The organism is Parapusillimonas granuli (genome assembly GCF_013416525.1).
GTDB lineage: Bacteria > Pseudomonadota > Gammaproteobacteria > Burkholderiales > Burkholderiaceae_B > Parapusillimonas > Parapusillimonas granuli.
Genome location: NZ_JACCEM010000008.1, coordinates 216,007 through 230,884 on the forward strand (window position 1 = coordinate 216,007; position 14,878 = coordinate 230,884).

Annotated in this window: 15 protein-coding genes and 1 tRNA gene; 3 read left to right on the plus strand and 13 right to left on the minus strand. The window is 65.2% G+C overall.

The annotated features are described in order from the left end of the window. Positions 1–177 precede the first annotated feature (177 nt). Positions 178–846 carry an ankyrin repeat domain-containing protein gene (locus H0A72_RS16060; protein ID WP_180157137.1) on the plus strand — a complete coding sequence of 223 codons (669 nt, stop codon included), beginning with the start codon at positions 178–180 and terminating at the stop codon, positions 844–846. Between the two features lie 175 nt (positions 847–1,021). Here the strand turns inward: H0A72_RS16060 and H0A72_RS16065 are convergent. The 8 genes from H0A72_RS16065 to tyrS all read right to left on the minus strand — a co-directional run bounded on the left by H0A72_RS16065 (position 1,022) and on the right by tyrS (position 8,559). After that, positions 1,022–1,112, minus strand: a tRNA-Ser gene (locus tag H0A72_RS16065). Positions 1,113–1,247: 135 nt separating this feature from the next. Beyond that, positions 1,248–2,924: a GMC family oxidoreductase gene (locus H0A72_RS16070; RefSeq protein ID WP_180157138.1), complete on the minus strand. Its 1,677-nt coding sequence runs from the start codon at positions 2,922–2,924 to the stop codon at positions 1,248–1,250. Positions 2,925–2,987: 63 nt separating this feature from the next. Beyond that, entirely contained in the window at positions 2,988–3,602 is a 615-nt protein-coding gene (locus H0A72_RS16075; protein WP_180157139.1) for a riboflavin synthase, read from the minus strand. Between the two features lie 9 nt (positions 3,603–3,611). Continuing rightward, positions 3,612–4,748 (minus strand): bifunctional diaminohydroxyphosphoribosylaminopyrimidine deaminase/5-amino-6-(5-phosphoribosylamino)uracil reductase RibD, encoded by a 1,137-nt coding sequence (gene ribD, locus H0A72_RS16080; protein ID WP_425502520.1) that lies wholly within the window; start codon positions 4,746–4,748, stop codon positions 3,612–3,614. Beyond that, positions 4,745–5,206: a transcriptional regulator NrdR gene (gene nrdR / locus H0A72_RS16085; RefSeq protein ID WP_180157141.1), complete on the minus strand. Its 462-nt coding sequence runs from the start codon at positions 5,204–5,206 to the stop codon at positions 4,745–4,747. The genes ribD and nrdR overlap by 4 nt, the downstream gene beginning before the upstream one ends. 38 nt (positions 5,207–5,244) lie before the next feature. Then, positions 5,245–6,489, minus strand: a complete 1,245-nt coding sequence (gene glyA / locus H0A72_RS16090; RefSeq protein ID WP_180157143.1) for a serine hydroxymethyltransferase — start codon at positions 6,487–6,489, stop codon at positions 5,245–5,247. 171 nt (positions 6,490–6,660) lie between these two features. Next, positions 6,661–7,296 (minus strand): YbhB/YbcL family Raf kinase inhibitor-like protein, encoded by a 636-nt coding sequence (locus tag H0A72_RS16095; protein WP_180157145.1) that lies wholly within the window; start codon positions 7,294–7,296, stop codon positions 6,661–6,663. A gap of 33 nt (positions 7,297–7,329) precedes the next feature. Continuing rightward, complete coding sequence (tyrS, locus tag H0A72_RS16100; protein ID WP_180157147.1) at positions 7,330–8,559, minus strand: tyrosine--tRNA ligase; 1,230 nt, start codon at positions 8,557–8,559, stop codon at positions 7,330–7,332. A 245-nt stretch (positions 8,560–8,804) separates the two neighbouring features. Between tyrS and H0A72_RS16105 the strand changes: the two genes are divergently transcribed. Together H0A72_RS16105 and H0A72_RS16110 are read left to right on the plus strand one after the other, a co-directional pair. Then, positions 8,805–10,133, plus strand: coding sequence for a M23 family metallopeptidase (locus H0A72_RS16105; RefSeq protein WP_246436978.1), 1,329 nt, complete (start codon positions 8,805–8,807; stop codon positions 10,131–10,133). 22 nt (positions 10,134–10,155) lie between these two features. Further along, positions 10,156–11,265: an anhydro-N-acetylmuramic acid kinase gene (locus tag H0A72_RS16110; RefSeq protein WP_180157151.1), complete on the plus strand. Its 1,110-nt coding sequence runs from the start codon at positions 10,156–10,158 to the stop codon at positions 11,263–11,265. On the opposite strand, the gene erpA is transcribed toward H0A72_RS16110, so the two are convergent. From erpA to ubiV, 5 genes are all read right to left on the minus strand, one after another. Next, positions 11,262–11,630 carry an iron-sulfur cluster insertion protein ErpA gene (gene erpA / locus H0A72_RS16115; RefSeq protein ID WP_180157153.1) on the minus strand — a complete coding sequence of 123 codons (369 nt, stop codon included), beginning with the start codon at positions 11,628–11,630 and terminating at the stop codon, positions 11,262–11,264. The two genes, H0A72_RS16110 and erpA, sit on opposite strands and share 4 nt — an antisense overlap. A 58-nt stretch (positions 11,631–11,688) precedes the next feature. Continuing rightward, on the minus strand, positions 11,689–12,393 hold the full coding sequence (locus H0A72_RS16120) for a DUF6776 family protein (RefSeq protein WP_180157156.1): 705 nt from the start codon (positions 12,391–12,393) through the stop codon (positions 11,689–11,691). Further along, positions 12,374–13,438 (minus strand): N-acetyl-gamma-glutamyl-phosphate reductase, encoded by a 1,065-nt coding sequence (gene argC / locus H0A72_RS16125; protein WP_180157158.1) that lies wholly within the window; start codon positions 13,436–13,438, stop codon positions 12,374–12,376. The genes H0A72_RS16120 and argC overlap by 20 nt, the downstream gene beginning before the upstream one ends. A gap of 88 nt (positions 13,439–13,526) precedes the next feature. After that, the gene (ubiT, locus tag H0A72_RS16130; protein ID WP_180157160.1) at positions 13,527–13,964 is read right to left on the minus strand and encodes a ubiquinone anaerobic biosynthesis accessory factor UbiT; all 438 of its coding nucleotides are present in this window, start codon (positions 13,962–13,964) and stop codon (positions 13,527–13,529) included. Beyond that, positions 13,964–14,851 (minus strand): ubiquinone anaerobic biosynthesis protein UbiV, encoded by an 888-nt coding sequence (ubiV, locus tag H0A72_RS16135; RefSeq protein WP_180157162.1) that lies wholly within the window; start codon positions 14,849–14,851, stop codon positions 13,964–13,966. The genes ubiT and ubiV overlap by 1 nt, the downstream gene beginning before the upstream one ends. Between the last annotated feature and the right edge of the window lie 27 nt (positions 14,852–14,878).

Here is a 14,878-nt window from a genome sequence, read left to right on the forward strand (position 1 = left end):
GGCTTTGAAGGCTGCTCAGCCGGAAAAGGCGATATGCCAGCGTCGGCGCTCCCGCTCTATACGATCGAATATAGTCTCCCGATGGCGTCACCCGGCGGACAAGCAACCAGCGGGATCGGGTCGCACCACGCGTGCGTTTCGCCCTCGCTTTCAAACCATGCCATACACGGAGGTCATATGGTCAAATCACTGACCGCGATCGTCTACGCAGTATCGATGCTTGCAAGCATGCAGGCCTTTTCAGGAGAATCCATGAATCGGTATCCGCTGCATGTTGCGGCCGAGCATGACGATGTGCCGGCCATCGAGCGGCTTGTTTCGGAAGGCGTCGACATAGAGGCGCGTGACGCAACGAGCTCGACCGCCCTGCTGGTCGCGACAAGAGCGAATAACGTCGATGCCGCCAGCGCGCTCATCGCGGCCGGCGCTGATGTGAACGCAAAAGACCGGATCAACGACAGCGCCTATCTGTATGCCGGGGCTCGGGGGCACCTGGAAATCCTGAAGGCAACCCTGGCACATGGCGCCGATCTTCAGAGCACAAATCGCTACGGGGGCACCGCCTTGATTCCGGCGGCCGAACGCGGCCATGTCGAGACGGTGCAAACACTGATCGACGCCGGCGTAGCGGTCGATCATGTCAACGATCTGGGCTGGACAGCATTGCTCGAAGCCATCATCTTGGGCAGCGGAGGCGAGCGCCACCAACAGATTGTGGGCTTGTTGCTCAAGGCGGGCGCCAATCCCAATTTTGCCGATCACAACGGCGTTACGCCCTTGCAGCATGCACGCTCACAAGGCTACCGCGAGATCGAAAGCGCACTGCTGGCTGCCGGCGGACACTGAAGTTTCACAAGGAATCAACCGATGGAACAGAATACGGATTTTCTCCGGCAGGCCATCGAGCTCGCCTACGGCCATCCCTGCCCCATGCCTGGACGTCCAGATACAAAAAAACCCGAACAAACCTAGTGTTTATGCGGGTTCTGTAGATTTCCATGGAAGCCCATGGACGGTAAATTGGCGGACAGAGGGGGATTCGAACCCCCGATACGCTATTCACGTATACACGCTTTCCAGGCGTGCGCCTTCAACCACTCGGCCACCTGTCCTGTCGGCTTTGCGCGGCAATTTACCATTGCGCAAAGCGAAGTCCGCTATTCTATCAGAATTGGGCGGCCCTGTGCATGCAGGCGTCGACGGCGCTGGTCTTGACACCCCGGCCGCCGCCAGCGCAGCGGCCGGGGTCATTCTCCGGCCAGTATCCAGCGCGCGGCTTTTTCGGCGATCATGAGGGTGGGGCTGTTCGTGTTGCCGCTGGTGATGGCGGGCATGACGCCGGCGTCCACGACCCGCAAGCCCTGCACGCCGTGCACTCTCAGGCGGGCGTCGACCACCGCCGCCGGATCGTTCGCCCGGCCCATCTTCGTCGTTCCCACCGGGTGGAAGATGGTGGTGGCGATATCCCCCGCCAGGCGGGCGAGCTCTTCGTCGGACTGGAACCGGACGCCCGGCTTGTGCTCTTGCGGCCGATAGGCCGCCAGCGCGGGCTGGGCGACGATGCGGCGCGTGATCCGCAGCGAATCGACGGCGACCCGGCGGTCTTCCTCGGTGCTCAGGTAGTTGGGCGCGATGGCGGGCGCGTCCTCGGGACGGGGGCTCTTGATGCGCACGCTGCCGCGGCTGGTCGGGTTCAGATTGCAGACGCTGGCGGTGAAGGCATTGAAGCGGTGCAGCGGCTCGCCGAAGGCTTCCAGGCTCAGCGGCTGCACGTGGTACTGGATGTTGGGGTGGGGCCGCGACGGGTCGCTGCGCGTGAAGGCCCCCAACTGGGACGGCGCCATGCTCATGGGCCCGCTGCGCTTGAGGGCGTACTGCAGGCCTATCATCGCTTTGCCCCACAGGCCGGCCGCCATCACGTTCAGGGTGTGCACGCCCTGCACTTTGTACACGCTGCGTATCTGCAGGTGGTCCTGCAAATTGGCCCCGACGCCGGGCTTGTCGGCCAGCACCGCGATCCCATGCCGCTGCAGCAATTCGCCCGGGCCGATGCCCGACAGCTGCAGCAACTGGGGCGAACCAATGCTGCCCGCGCTCAGGATGACCTCCTTGCGGGCCTTCACGGCCACGGCCGCCCCGCCCCGGCGCAGCATGACGCCGGTGCATCGCAGCCCGCCGTCCGGCCGGCGTTCCAGCATCAGGCTCTCGGTTTGGGAATCGGTCCACAAGGTGAAGTTGGGCCGCGACCGGCAGGCCGGCCTGAGGAAGGCCTTGGCCGTATTCCAGCGCCAGCCGTTCTTCTGGTTGACCTCGAAATAGCCCACGCCCTCGTTGTCGCCCTGATTGAAGTCGTCGGTGGCGGGTATGCCGGCCTGTTGCGCCGCTTGCGCGAATGCGTCGAGGATGTCCCAGCGCAGGCGCTGTTTTTCGATGCGCCATTCGCCGCCCGATCCATGGAACCGGGCGAAGCGCTCTTGTTCGGGCCGTTGCTGGGCGGGGTGCTTGCCCGGGTGCGCATCCAGCCGGTAATGGCTTTCGTGCGCCTTGAAGTCGCGCAGGCAGTTGTCCCAGGACCAGGCGTCATCGCCCACGGACGCGGCCCACTGATCGTAGTCGCGCGCCTGGCCGCGCATGTAGATCATGCCGTTGATGCTGGAGCAGCCGCCCAGGGTCTTGCCGCGCGGGTAGCGCAGCACCCGGCCGTTCAGTCCCGGCTCGGATTCGGTGCTGTACAGCCAGTCGGTGCGCGCATTGCCGATGCAATACAGGTAGCCGACCGGGATGTGTATCCAGTGATAATTGTCTTTGCCCCCGGCCTCGATCAGGAGCACGCGCAGCGCGGGATCGGCGCTGAGCCGATTGGCGAGCAGGCAACCCGCGGTTCCCGCCCCGACGATGACGTAGTCGTATTCCGGCTCTGGCATGTTCACCCCCTTTTGCCGCCTACTTTAGCAACGGCGGCGGCACAATGCCATCAGGGATTCTTGCTAGCGCCCCAGGGCGGCCATCCGTTCAACGTAGCGCGCGATCATGTCCACTTCGAGATTGACCAGGCTGCCGGCGCTCAGGTGCTTCAGGGTCGTGACCTGGACGGTGTGAGGTATGAGGTTGATGTGGATTTCGCAGCCCGCCGCGTCGTCGTCCACCCGGTTCACGGTCAGGCTCACGCCGTTGACCGCGACCGACCCTTTGTACGCCATGTAGCGCGCCATGGACTGCGGAACCCTGATCCTGAGATCCCAGGATTCGCCCACCTGGCCGAAATGGCTGACTTCGCCCAGGCCGTCCACATGGCCCGACACCAGATGGCCGTCCAGCGAGTCGCCCATGCGCAGGGCATGCTCCAGGTTCACCTCGCCTTTCTGGTCCAGGCCGACGGTGCGCCGCAGGCTCTCGCGCGAGACGTCGATGCTGAAGGAATCGGCGGACAATTCCACCACCGTCATGCATGCGCCCTGGATGGCGATCGAGTCGCCCAGCTTGTTCGTGTCGCGCAGAAAGCCTGCGCCGACCCGCACGGTGACCCGCACTCCCGCCTCGTCGCCGCCCAGCGGCTTGACGTCGGTGATCCGCCCCACGGCGGCAACAATTCCCGTAAACATAAACTTCCTTCAGATTCCCACTGCCTGCAGCAATGTATTCCAGTGTTGGACATGGCGCGCACGCAGGCGCAGATCGGGCCCGACCGGATGCGTGTCGATGAACTCGAACGGCTGGGCCTGGGAAAGGTCGTCCAGCCTTGCCATGTTGACCATGCCTATGCCTTCCCCCAGCAGCATGGGCGCGACATAGACGAGGAGCTCGTCCACGCAGCCGGCGTCCAGCAAGGCGCCGCTCAGCCGCGCGCCCGCTTCGATGTGCACTTCATTGACGTCGTGCTCCCCCAGCCATTGCATCATGGCTTGCAGGTCCACGCGTTTTCCCGACGGCGGCAGCTGAATCACCCGCACGTTGCGGTCCGCCAGCCGGTCCGCCTTTTCACGGTCAGGGCGGCAGGTGAAGACCCAGGTTTCCGTGCCGTCGAAGATCCTGGCGCCTTCGTCGACTTCGAAGCGCGTGTCGACCACCGCCTTGATGGGCGGCCTCTCGGTTTCGACGTGGCGCACGTTCATTTGCGGGTCGTCGGCCTGCAGCGTGCCCGAACCGGTCAGCACCACGCAACTGCGCGCCCGCCAATGATGGCCGTCGGCGCGCGCGGCGGCGCCGGTGATCCATTTGGATTGCCCGTTGGGCAGGGCGATGCGGCCGTCGATCGAGGACGCGAGCTTGAGCCAGGCCCAGGGCGTCTTGCGGCTCATGCGCGCGGCGAAGCCGGGGTTGAGGGCCAGCGCCTCTTCCGGACAGACAGGCAGCGTGACCGATATGCCCGCCGCCTGGAGGCGCGCAATGCCCTGGCCGCCGACCAGCGGATTGGGGTCGCGCATGGCGATGACCACGCGTGCCGGCCGCGCCGCGATGAGGGCGTCGACGCAGGGCGGCGTGCGCCCGAAATGGCTGCAGGGTTCCAGGGTGACGTAGACCGTGCAGCCCCGCACATCGATGCCGCGCTCCGCGGCCTGGCGCAAGGCCATGACTTCAGCGTGGGGCCCGCCGGCCCGCTGCGTCGCGCCCGACGCCAGCAGGCGGCCATCGCGCACGATCAGGCAGGCGACGCGCGGGTTGGGCGCGGTGAGATACATGACGCTTTCCGCCAGCCGGATCGCCTGCCGCATCCACTGCGCGTCGTCGGTGTCCGCTCGAATGTTCACGTTCTGGGGGCGACCTGGATTTCGTCGATCGCCTTGACGAATTCGTCGATGTTCTCGAAGCTTTTGTAGACGGAGGCGAAGCGCACGTAGGCCACCTGGTCCAGCTTGCGGAGTTCGTTCATGACGAGCTCGCCGATGTATCCGGAATTCACCTCGCGCTTGCCGCTGACCAGCAGGCTTTCTTCGATGCGCGCGACCGCCGCGTCCAGGTCTTCGGTGCTCACGGGCCGCTTGCGCAAGGCCAGCTTCATGCTGCCGCGCAGCTTGGACGGGTCGAACTCCACGCGCGTGCCGTTGCGCTTGACCACCGCCGGCATGACCAGTTCCGCTCTTTCGTAGGTGGTGAACCTGCGTTCACAGGCCGCGCAGCGCCGGCGGCGCCTGATGGTGTCGCCCTCTTCGGAAACCCGGGAGTCGATGACTTGCGTATCGGGGCAATTGCAGAACGGGCATTTCATGGCTGGCGTGCCCCGGGACGCCCCGGGGCGGCTCCGGGTTAGCGGTAGACCGGCAGGCGCGCCGTGAGCTCGTTGACGCGAGCGCGCACGGCGGCGACCTTGGCCTCGTCGCGCGGGTGGTCGAGCACGTCGGCGATCAGGTGGCCGGTCAGTTCGGCTTCGGCTTCCTTGAAGCCGCGGGTGGTCATGGCCGGCGTGCCCAGGCGGATGCCGCTGGTCACGAAGGGCTTTTCAGGGTCGTTGGGAATGGCGTTCTTGTTGACGGTGATGTGCGCCTGGCCGAGCACCGCTTCGGCTTCCTTGCCGGTGATGCCCTTGGCGCGCAGGTCGACCAGCATCACGTGGCTTTCGGTGCGCCCCGAAACGATGCGCAGGCCGCGCTCGACCAGGGTGCGGGCCAGCACGTCGGCGTTCTTCACGACCTGGGCGGCATACTCCTTGAATTCGGGGGACAAGGCTTCCTTGAACGCCACCGCCTTGCCCGCGATGACGTGCATGAGCGGGCCGCCCTGGATGCCCGGGAAAATGGCGGAGTTGACGGCTTTTTCGTATTCGGACTTCATCATGATGACGCCGCCGCGCGGGCCGCGCAGCGATTTGTGCGTGGTCGAGGTGACGAAGTCGGCATGGGGCGTGGGGTTGGGGTATACGCCGCCCGCGACCAGGCCCGCATAGTGGGCGATGTCGACCATGAACAGGGCGCCGTTGTCGTGCGCGATGCGCGCCATGCGTTCGAAGTCGATGCGCAGCGAATAGGCCGAGGCCCCGCCGACGATGAGCTTGGGCTTGTGGGCCTTGGCCAGGGCTTCGAGCTGGGCGTAATCGAGCTCTTCGTTGGCGTCCAGGCCGTAGGAAACGAAGTTGTAGAGCTTGCCCGACGCATTGACGGGCGAGCCGTGGGTAAGGTGGCCGCCTTCGGCCAGGCTCATGCCCAGGACGGTGTCGCCGGGCTTGAGCACGGCCATGTAGACGGCCTGGTTGGCCTGCGAGCCGGAATTGGGCTGGACGTTGGCCGCTTCGGCGCCGAAGATTTCCTTGAGGCGGTCGATCGCCAACTGTTCGACGATGTCCACGTACTCGCAGCCGCCGTAATAGCGCTTGCCGGGATAGCCTTCCGCATACTTGTTCGTGAGCTGCGTGCCTTGCGCCTGCATGACCGCGGGGCTGGTGTAGTTTTCGGACGCGATCAGCTCGATGTGCTGTTCCTGGCGGACATTCTCTTGCTGGATGGCTGCCCAGACTTCGGCATCGACTTGATCGAGGGTGCGGGAACGGTCAAACATGGGGTATCCTGGATAAGATTGTTGCTGCAAGCAAAAAGGCGAGACCGCATTTTACCGCGAATGCCGGCGAGGGGTCGGCGGCGCGCCCTCCGGGGCCCGCCCCCTTTCCTGTTCAAGCGCCCGGTTCAGCGCCCCCTGTAAGGGAACGCCCGGCCGGTCGGGTAGCGCCGGTCAGCTGCGGCCTGCCAGGCGCGGATTCAGCGTATACAGCCCGGTGATCGAAGCCTGGCCGAGTATGTGGCCCTGCATGGCTTTCATGGCGTCCGCCCCGGTGAACCGGCCTTCGAAGGGCAGTTCGGCGATGTCCAGCGCATAGACGGTGAATATATAGCGGTGCGGGATGGAATCGTTCCATGGGGGGCATGGGCCGTCGTAGCCGAAGTAGTCGCCGTTCATGTCGCGGTCGGCCGCGAACCATGCGGTGTAGTCGTTCACGCCCTGGCGCGTGCCGTCGAGCGCCAGCGGCCCCGCCTTGCCCCTGGGCGTGATGCCGTTCGAGTACGCCCCTTCGGCGATTTCGGTGGTGGCGGCGGGGATGTCGATCAGCACCCAGTGGTAGAAGTCCACACGCGGCAGCGTATCGGGGATCTCGCGCCCTTCCTGGTTCACGTCGTCGGGTTTGCTGGGGACGTCCGGGTCGTGGCAGATGACCACGAAGGACTGCGTGCCCGCCGGCGCGTCCGACCAGGACAGCTGCGGATTGACGTTACCCGCCAGCGCCACATGATTCTGGCCATCGATCTTTCCAAAGGCATAGCGCTCCGGGATGTTGCCCTGATCGGTAAAAGACTCACTGGTAAGCTTCATAAGGTACTCCTGGTCAAACGGCTGGCGTGCTTGTCAGCCTGTTAACGTGACGCGGGCAAACTTGCGCTTGCCCACCTGTATGACGTAGGTGCCCGCTTCGAGCTGCAGGGATTTGTCTTCGATGCGGGCGCCGTCCACGCGCACACCGCCCTGCTCGACGTTGCGCTGCGCCTCGGCGCCCGACGCGGCGAGCCCGGCCTCGCGCAAGACCTTGAGTATGCCCAGGGGCGCCGCGCCCACGGCGACTTCCGGCATGTCGTCGGGAATGGCGCCGTCGCGGAACCTGGCTTCGAACGACGCGAGCGCGCCCTCGGCCGCCTGCCGTGAATGGAAGCGCGCGACGATCTCCTGGGCCAGCGCGACCTTGGCCTCGCGCGGGTTCAGGCCTTCACGCACCCGCCGTTCGAGGTCGGCGATTTCCTGCATGGAACGGAACGACAGCAGCTCGTAGTATTTCCACATGAGGGTGTCTGAAATCGACATGAGCTTGCCGAACATGGAGTCGGCCGGCTCGGTGATGCCGATGTAGTTGCCCTTGGACTTGGACATCTTGTCGACGCCGTCCGTGCCTTCCAGCAGAGGCATGGTCAGGATGCATTGGGGTTCCTGGCCGTATTCCTTCTGGAGCTCGCGGCCCACCAGCAGGTTGAACTTCTGGTCGGTTCCGCCGAGTTCGAGGTCGGCCTTGAGCTCGACGGAATCGTATCCCTGCATGAGCGGGTACAGGAATTCATGGACCGAGATGGGGATGCCGCCCTTGAAGCGGCGCGTGAAGTCTTCGCGCTCCATCATGCGCGCGACCGTGTAGCGGGACGCCAGTTGGATCAGCCCGCGCGCGCCCAGCGCATCGCACCATTCAGAGTTGTAGCGGATCTCGGTCCTGGACGGGTCCAGCACCAGGCTGGCCTGCGCGTAATAGGTCTTGGCGTTTTCCTGGATCTGTTCGGCCGTGAGCGGCGGGCGCGTGGCGTTGCGCCCGCTTGGATCGCCGATCATGGAGGTGAAGTCCCCGATCAGGAAGATGACCGTATGCCCGAGGTCCTGCAGCTGGCGCATTTTATTGAGGACGACGGTATGCCCCAAGTGGATGTCGGGCGCCGTGGGATCCAGCCCCAGCTTGATCCGCAAAGGCTTGCCCGTGGCATAGCTGCGCGCGAGCTTGCCGGCAAATTCGGACTCGACCAGCAGCTCGTCGCAACCGCGCTTGACGATGCTCAGCGCTTCTTCGACCTGAGGGGTGATTGGGGCTTCGTTCAGGGACATATAACGGGTTTCATCAATTAAAACAAAAAAATGCTCGAAAAATCGAACTCAATACGCTAGCATAACGTGCGAGCGCAAACCATGCATGGCCATGGGCGATACCAGAACAGATGCGGTTCATCATATTATCAGAGCGCTCCGCCCTCATGAACGGCACATCCACCCATTACAGCAGCGCCTTTTAACAGGTCTTGATTTTGTTTATGTTCAAGAAAGGGAATATTGGCAATCCCTCCTACCGCGACATGGTTCGGGCAAATCGCCGGCACCACGTCGTCCGCAACGGGCTGGCATTGATCGCGCTCGGCCTGTTCGCCGGAGCCGCCGCGCTGGCAGTGGTCCAGCCCCCCGAAGCCCCCGTCATATACCAGGCCCGCCAGACGCTGGATCTTCCCGATCCGGCCCCTCAGGTCTCCAGTCTTTCCGCCGACCCCTTCATCAGTGAAACGCAGATCCGCCGAGGCGACACGCTTGCGGCGCTGCTGCAGCGCCTGCGCGTCCAGGAGCCCGGCCTGCTGCAGTTCCTGGCGCAAGACAAGGACGCCCGCTCCATCTACAAGCTGTACCCCGGCCGCAGCGTGCAGGCGGCCCTGGACGGCGACGGCAACCTGGTCTGGCTTCGCTACAACCATACTCCCGGCGCCAGCAATAACGGTACCTATGTTTCCCGCTGGCTGGAGGTCACCCCCGACGGCAAGGGCGGCTTCACCGCCGACGAGCGCAGCCAGGTGGCCGACGTGCACATACGCATCGCCGAGAACCACATCGTCAGCTCCTTGTTCGGCGCCACGGACGACGCCGACATCCCCGATGCCATCACGCTCCAAATGACGGACATCCTGGGCAGCAAGATCGACTTCATGCGCGACCTGCGCAGCGGGGACCGCTTCCGCATCATCTACGAAACCTATTCGCACGAAGGCCGCGACGTCGGCACGGGCCGCATTCTCGCGCTGGAATTCATCAATCGCGGCAAAGCCTACGAAGCCGTCTGGTTTTCGGCCGACGGCAAGAACGGCAGCTATTACGATTTCGAAGGCGGCAGCCTGCAGGGCGCGTTCCTGCGCAGCGCCTTGAAGTTCACCCGCATCAGTTCCACTTTCGGCATGCGCAAACACCCCGTGCACGGCACCTGGCGTGGCCACAAAGGCGTGGACTACGCCGCTCCCAACGGCACGCCCATCCACGCCACGGCGGACGGCGTCGTCGATTTCCGCGGTTGGCAAAACGGCTACGGCAACACCATCATCCTGAAGCACCACAACGGCATCAGCACGCTTTACGCGCACCAAAGCCGCTTCGAGAACGGGCTCAAGAAGGGCGACAGCGTCAAGCAGGGGCAGTTGATCGGCTACGTGGGCTCCACCGGCTGGTCCACCGGGCCGCATCTGCACTATGAATTCCGGGTCAACAACAACCCGGTCGACCCGCTATCGGTCGACCTGCCCGTCGCACGCACGCTCGACAACTCCCAGCGCGCGGCATTCCAGGAGACGGTCGCGCAATACCGCGAGCACATCCATCTTCTGACCGATCTGCAGGAAGGCGGCGCGCCCCAGCTGGCCAGCCGCTGACCCCCACCAGGCAAGGCCCGGCATGCCACAGAACCTGTTCGTGGGTCTCATGTCGGGCACCAGCACCGACGGCGTGGATGCGGTGCTGGCCGATTTCGGCGGCGACGGCCGCCCCGCCATCCTGGACTCATGCTCGCTGGCCATGCCCGCCGCGCTGCGCGACGAGCTGCTGGCCCTGAACTCGCCCGGCCCCGACGAGCTGGCCCGCGCGGCGCGGGCGGCCAATGCCCTCGTCCGCCTGTATGCGCGCGCCACGCATGAGGTGCTGAAGCGCGCGGGCGTGGCCGCCGCCCAAGTCCGCGCCATCGGAGCCCACGGCCAGACCGTCCGGCACGACCCCGCCGCCGGATACACCATCCAGCTGAACTCGCCCGCCCTGCTGGTGGAGCTCACCGGCATCCCCGTCATCGCGGACTTCCGCTCGCGCGACATCGCCGCCGGCGGCCAGGGGGCGCCGCTGGTGCCGGCCTTCCATCACGCGGTGTTCGCCTGCGGCCATCCGCGCGCCGTGCTGAACCTGGGCGGCATCGCCAACGTGACGCTGCTGGAACCGGACGGCGAAATCCGCGGCTTCGATACCGGCCCCGCGAACGTGCTGCTCGACATGTGGATACAGTCGAGCACGGGCCGGCCCTATGACGATGAAGGCAAGTGGGCGGCCAGCGGCCGCTGCGATGCGCGGCTGCTGGAACATCTGCTGGAAAGCGAGCCCTGGTTCAAGCTGGCTCCGCCCAAGTCCACGGGCCGGGACTTGTTCAATTGGCCGTGGCTCAGCGGGCGCCTCAATACGTTCTACGACCGGGCCGCGCGCCTGCGCGACAACGACGTGCAGGCCACGCTGCAGCGGCTGACGGCGCGCAGCGCGGCCCGCGCGATCATGGAACACGCGCCCAAGACACAAGAGGTGCTGGTGTGCGGCGGCGGGGCGCTGAACACGGGGCTGCTGAATGACTTACGGGCGGAACTGGGCCGCCCGGTCGACCCGACGTCGGTGCATGGCATACCGGTGCAACTGGTGGAGGCTCTGGCTTTCGCCTGGCTCGCCTGGATGCATGAAGAAGGCCGGCCGGCCTGCCTGCCCGCCGTGACCGGGGCGCGCACGGCCACCATCGCCGGGTGCAGGTACCCCTAGACGGCGAAGGACGAGCCGCAGCCGCAGGTGGTGTTGGCGTTCGGGTTGCGGATGACGAACTGCGCGCCCTCCAGATCGTCCTTGTAGTCGATCTCGGCGCCGACCAGATACTGGAAGCTCATGGGATCGACCAGCAGCTGCACGCCCGCCTTGTCGATGGCGGTGTCGTCGTCGTTCACCGTTTCATCGAACGTGAAGCCATACTGGAAGCCCGAGCAGCCGCCCCCTTGCACGAAGACGCGCAGCTTGAGGTCGGGATTGCCTTCCTCGTCGAGCAGTTCCTTGACTTTGGCGGCCGCCGCGTCGGTGAAGATCAGCGGAGACGGCGGCGCTTGCAGATCGACGGTTTCACTAAGGGTATTCATCAGAGCACTCCATGGCAGCGATACAGGCTGCGCGAACTAAACCACTATAACATCGCCGTCACTTGGCGGCGGAAAGGGCGATGGTGCGCGAGGCGCGGACCGCGGCCCCTTCCAGGACATTGAGCGTGACGGACGTGGGCTCGAAATTGCCGGGCAGGCTGAGTAGGCCCGCGCCCCGCTGGAACTGGTCGAACGCCAGCGCAAAGCCGTCTGTGTCGGGCGCGACGGATTCGGACCCGCCGGGCGAACGGGCGGCCTCCAAGGTGATTTTAACCTCTTTCCCGTCGCGCACGCCCTGAGCCACGAATTGCAGCACCCCCTTGAATAGGGACTCGCCCTGGGCGCTGCGCTGGAGCAGCACCCTGTACAGTAAATTGGGGCCGATCCGCTCGATTTCAAGCGCCCTGATGCTGATGGCGCCCTTGGGGCCCGGCGGCAGGAGCTGGTCGAAGAATGCAAGCTGGTCACGCAGGCGGCCCAGCTCGGCCTGGGCGGACTGCAAGGACGCTTCCAGGCCTTTGCGGGTGCTTTCTTCCATGACCAATTGCCCGCCCAGCGCGTCGTTCTGCGCCCGGAGCGCGGCCAGTTCGGCCCGCGCGCGCAGCAGGCTGTGCCGTTCGGCGTCGGGCGGCGGATCGCCGCCCGTGGATTCCAGCCAATATGCGGCGCCCAGGCCGCCCAGCACCACCCCCAGCAAGACGCCGAGAAGGAAGCCGAACAGCCGGACGCCTGGTTTCCTGCCCTTAGGGGAGGATGGCGACATGCGTCAGGCCCGTGGACTCGGGCAGACCGAACATCAGGTTCATGTTCTGCACGGCCTGGCCCGAAGCGCCTTTGACGAGATTGTCCTGGATGACGAGGATGATGAGCTGATCGCCGTTGCCGGGCCGGTGCAGGGCGATGCGCAACTGGTTGGAGGCGCGCACCGAGCGGGTTTCGGGCAGCGCGCCGGCGGGCATCACGTCGACGAAGGGTTCGTCGGCGTAACGCTGTTCGAACAGCGCCTGGAAGTCGGTATCCAGCGCATCGGGCAGGATGCGGGCGTACAGGGTGGAAAACATGCCGCGTATCATGGGCACCAGATGCGGCACGAAAGTCAGGCCCACCGGCCCGCCCGCCAGGGCGTTCAGCTGCTCGGAGATTTCGGGGTGATGGCGATGGCCGGCCACGCCGTAGGCCTTGAAGTTGTCGCCGGCCTCCGAGAACAGCGTGCTGACCTCGGCCTTGCGGCCGGCGCCGGACACCCCCGACTTGCAGTCGGCGATGATGTGGCTGGTATCGATCAGCTTGCGGCCGCCTTCCAGCAAGGGGGCGAGCCCCAGCAGCACGGTGGTGGGATAGCAGCCCGGGTTGCCCACGACCTTGGCGCCCGCGATCTTGGGCCGGTTGAGCTCGACCAGGCCATAGACCGATTCGGCCAGGATGTCGGGGCAGCAGTGCGGCATCTTGTACCAGCGTTCGAAGACCTGGGTGTCCTGCAGCCGGAAATCGGCGGCCAGGTCGATGATGCGCACGCCGCGTTCCAGCAGGGTCTTGGCCTGGCTCATGGCGACGCCGTGCGGCGTCGCGAAGAAGACGACGTCGCAGTCTTCGAGTGCGGCTTTCTCGGGCGTCTGGAAGCAGAGGTCGACGCGGCCGCGCAGGTTGGGATACATGTCGGCCACGGGCATGCCGTCTTCCTTGCGGGAAGTGATGGCCGTGAGCTCGACCTGCGGATGCTGGGACAACAGGCGCAACAATTCAACGCCCGTATAGCCCGTGCCGCCCACAATGCCTGCTTTGATCCGAGATGCCGCTGCCGATGTCATGACCTTTTCCAAAATAAAAAAAAACCGCAATAGCACCATTATGCAACAAGCGGGGCCGGCGTGCAGCAGCCGCGGCCCTCATCGGAAGCTAGCGCCTGGAAAACAGATTCCGGGGATGCAGGGCCGGCAGGTCGATGGCGTCGAGCGTGTTCTTGACCAGCAATCCCAGCTCGGTATCGCCTTCCATCACCAGTCTTCGGCTGAAGAACAAGGTGTCGGGGTCTTCCTTGCGCTGCATGAGCAGGAGAAAGTCATGGGCGGTCGCGGCGATCGTCAGGGCGGGCTCGGCCTGGTGGCGGGCCGCCACGAAGCCGCGGCCCTTCCAGGTGAAATCGAACTGGACGCCCGCGTCCCGCACCCGGATGCGCAAGGCCTCACCATCCAGCGCTTGAAGCGTGTCGGCCGGCAGATGCCGGGCCAGGAAAAGATTCAGGCCCTGCACGAACAGCAGGGATCCCGGAAAGGCCGGCAGGACCGAAAGCAGCTTGGCCACGGGCTCGGGCAGTCGATAGGCAGTCGCGTTCATCAGGCCACCAATTGTTCCAGGCCCGGCCGGCCGTGCCAGTATCCATTGCACGGGCCGGCGGGCATCAAGGGTTCGATGGCGGCGAAGGCCTCGTCGCCCGTCATCTCGCCCTGAACGGCCTGGCGGAAGATGCGCGCGATGTCCATCGTGTGCCGCGATTGCGGGCTGATCCTCAGGACGTCCACCTGCATGTCGCGGATCTGGTCCAGCTCCCTGGCCAGGTTGTAGACCAGGGCCGACTGGGTCTGTATGCCGTTCAAGGTCAGGAAGGGCTGGCCCTCCCGGGTATTCAGCAGCAAGCCGTCCGGGTGGTCCATGCAGACATACTGGCAGTTGTCCTTGGGCAGATTGCGGTTGCGCGCCGTGAAGCAGCGCGCCGAGAACGCCAGCGGCATGCGGCCGTAGGCGAAGACTTCGGTCTGCATGCCGGCGGGGCGCTGCGCCTGCATCAGGCCCAGGCTGTCGCGCCCCATTTCCAGCGGCATCACCCATCGGCGCGCGCCGTGGTTGGCGATCAGCGCCAGGGAGGGAACGCTGTACAAATTCAGGAACGGTCCCGCGACGAAGGGCTTGCCTTCCAGGCAATGCACGGCGCCCATGTCGTTGGCTTCGACCAGGTAGCGGCCGTTGTCCGCGATCTTGCGCAGGGTGGACAAGTCATTGCCGGATTCCAGCAGCACCTGCGTGGACAGGACCACTTCCTTCCCGGCGGCTTCCAGCACGCCGGCGATTTCGAGCCAATCCGGCAGCCTGAGCTCGTGACGGCGGGAACACACGGTTTCACCCAGATAGACGATGTCCACCGGCGCTTCCGTCACGGCTTCGTAAAATTGCATCATCTCGATGCGCGGCCAATAATACTGGACCGGACCCAGAGCGAGTTTCAAGACGACGGCTCCTCAGTGTTGCGCTTG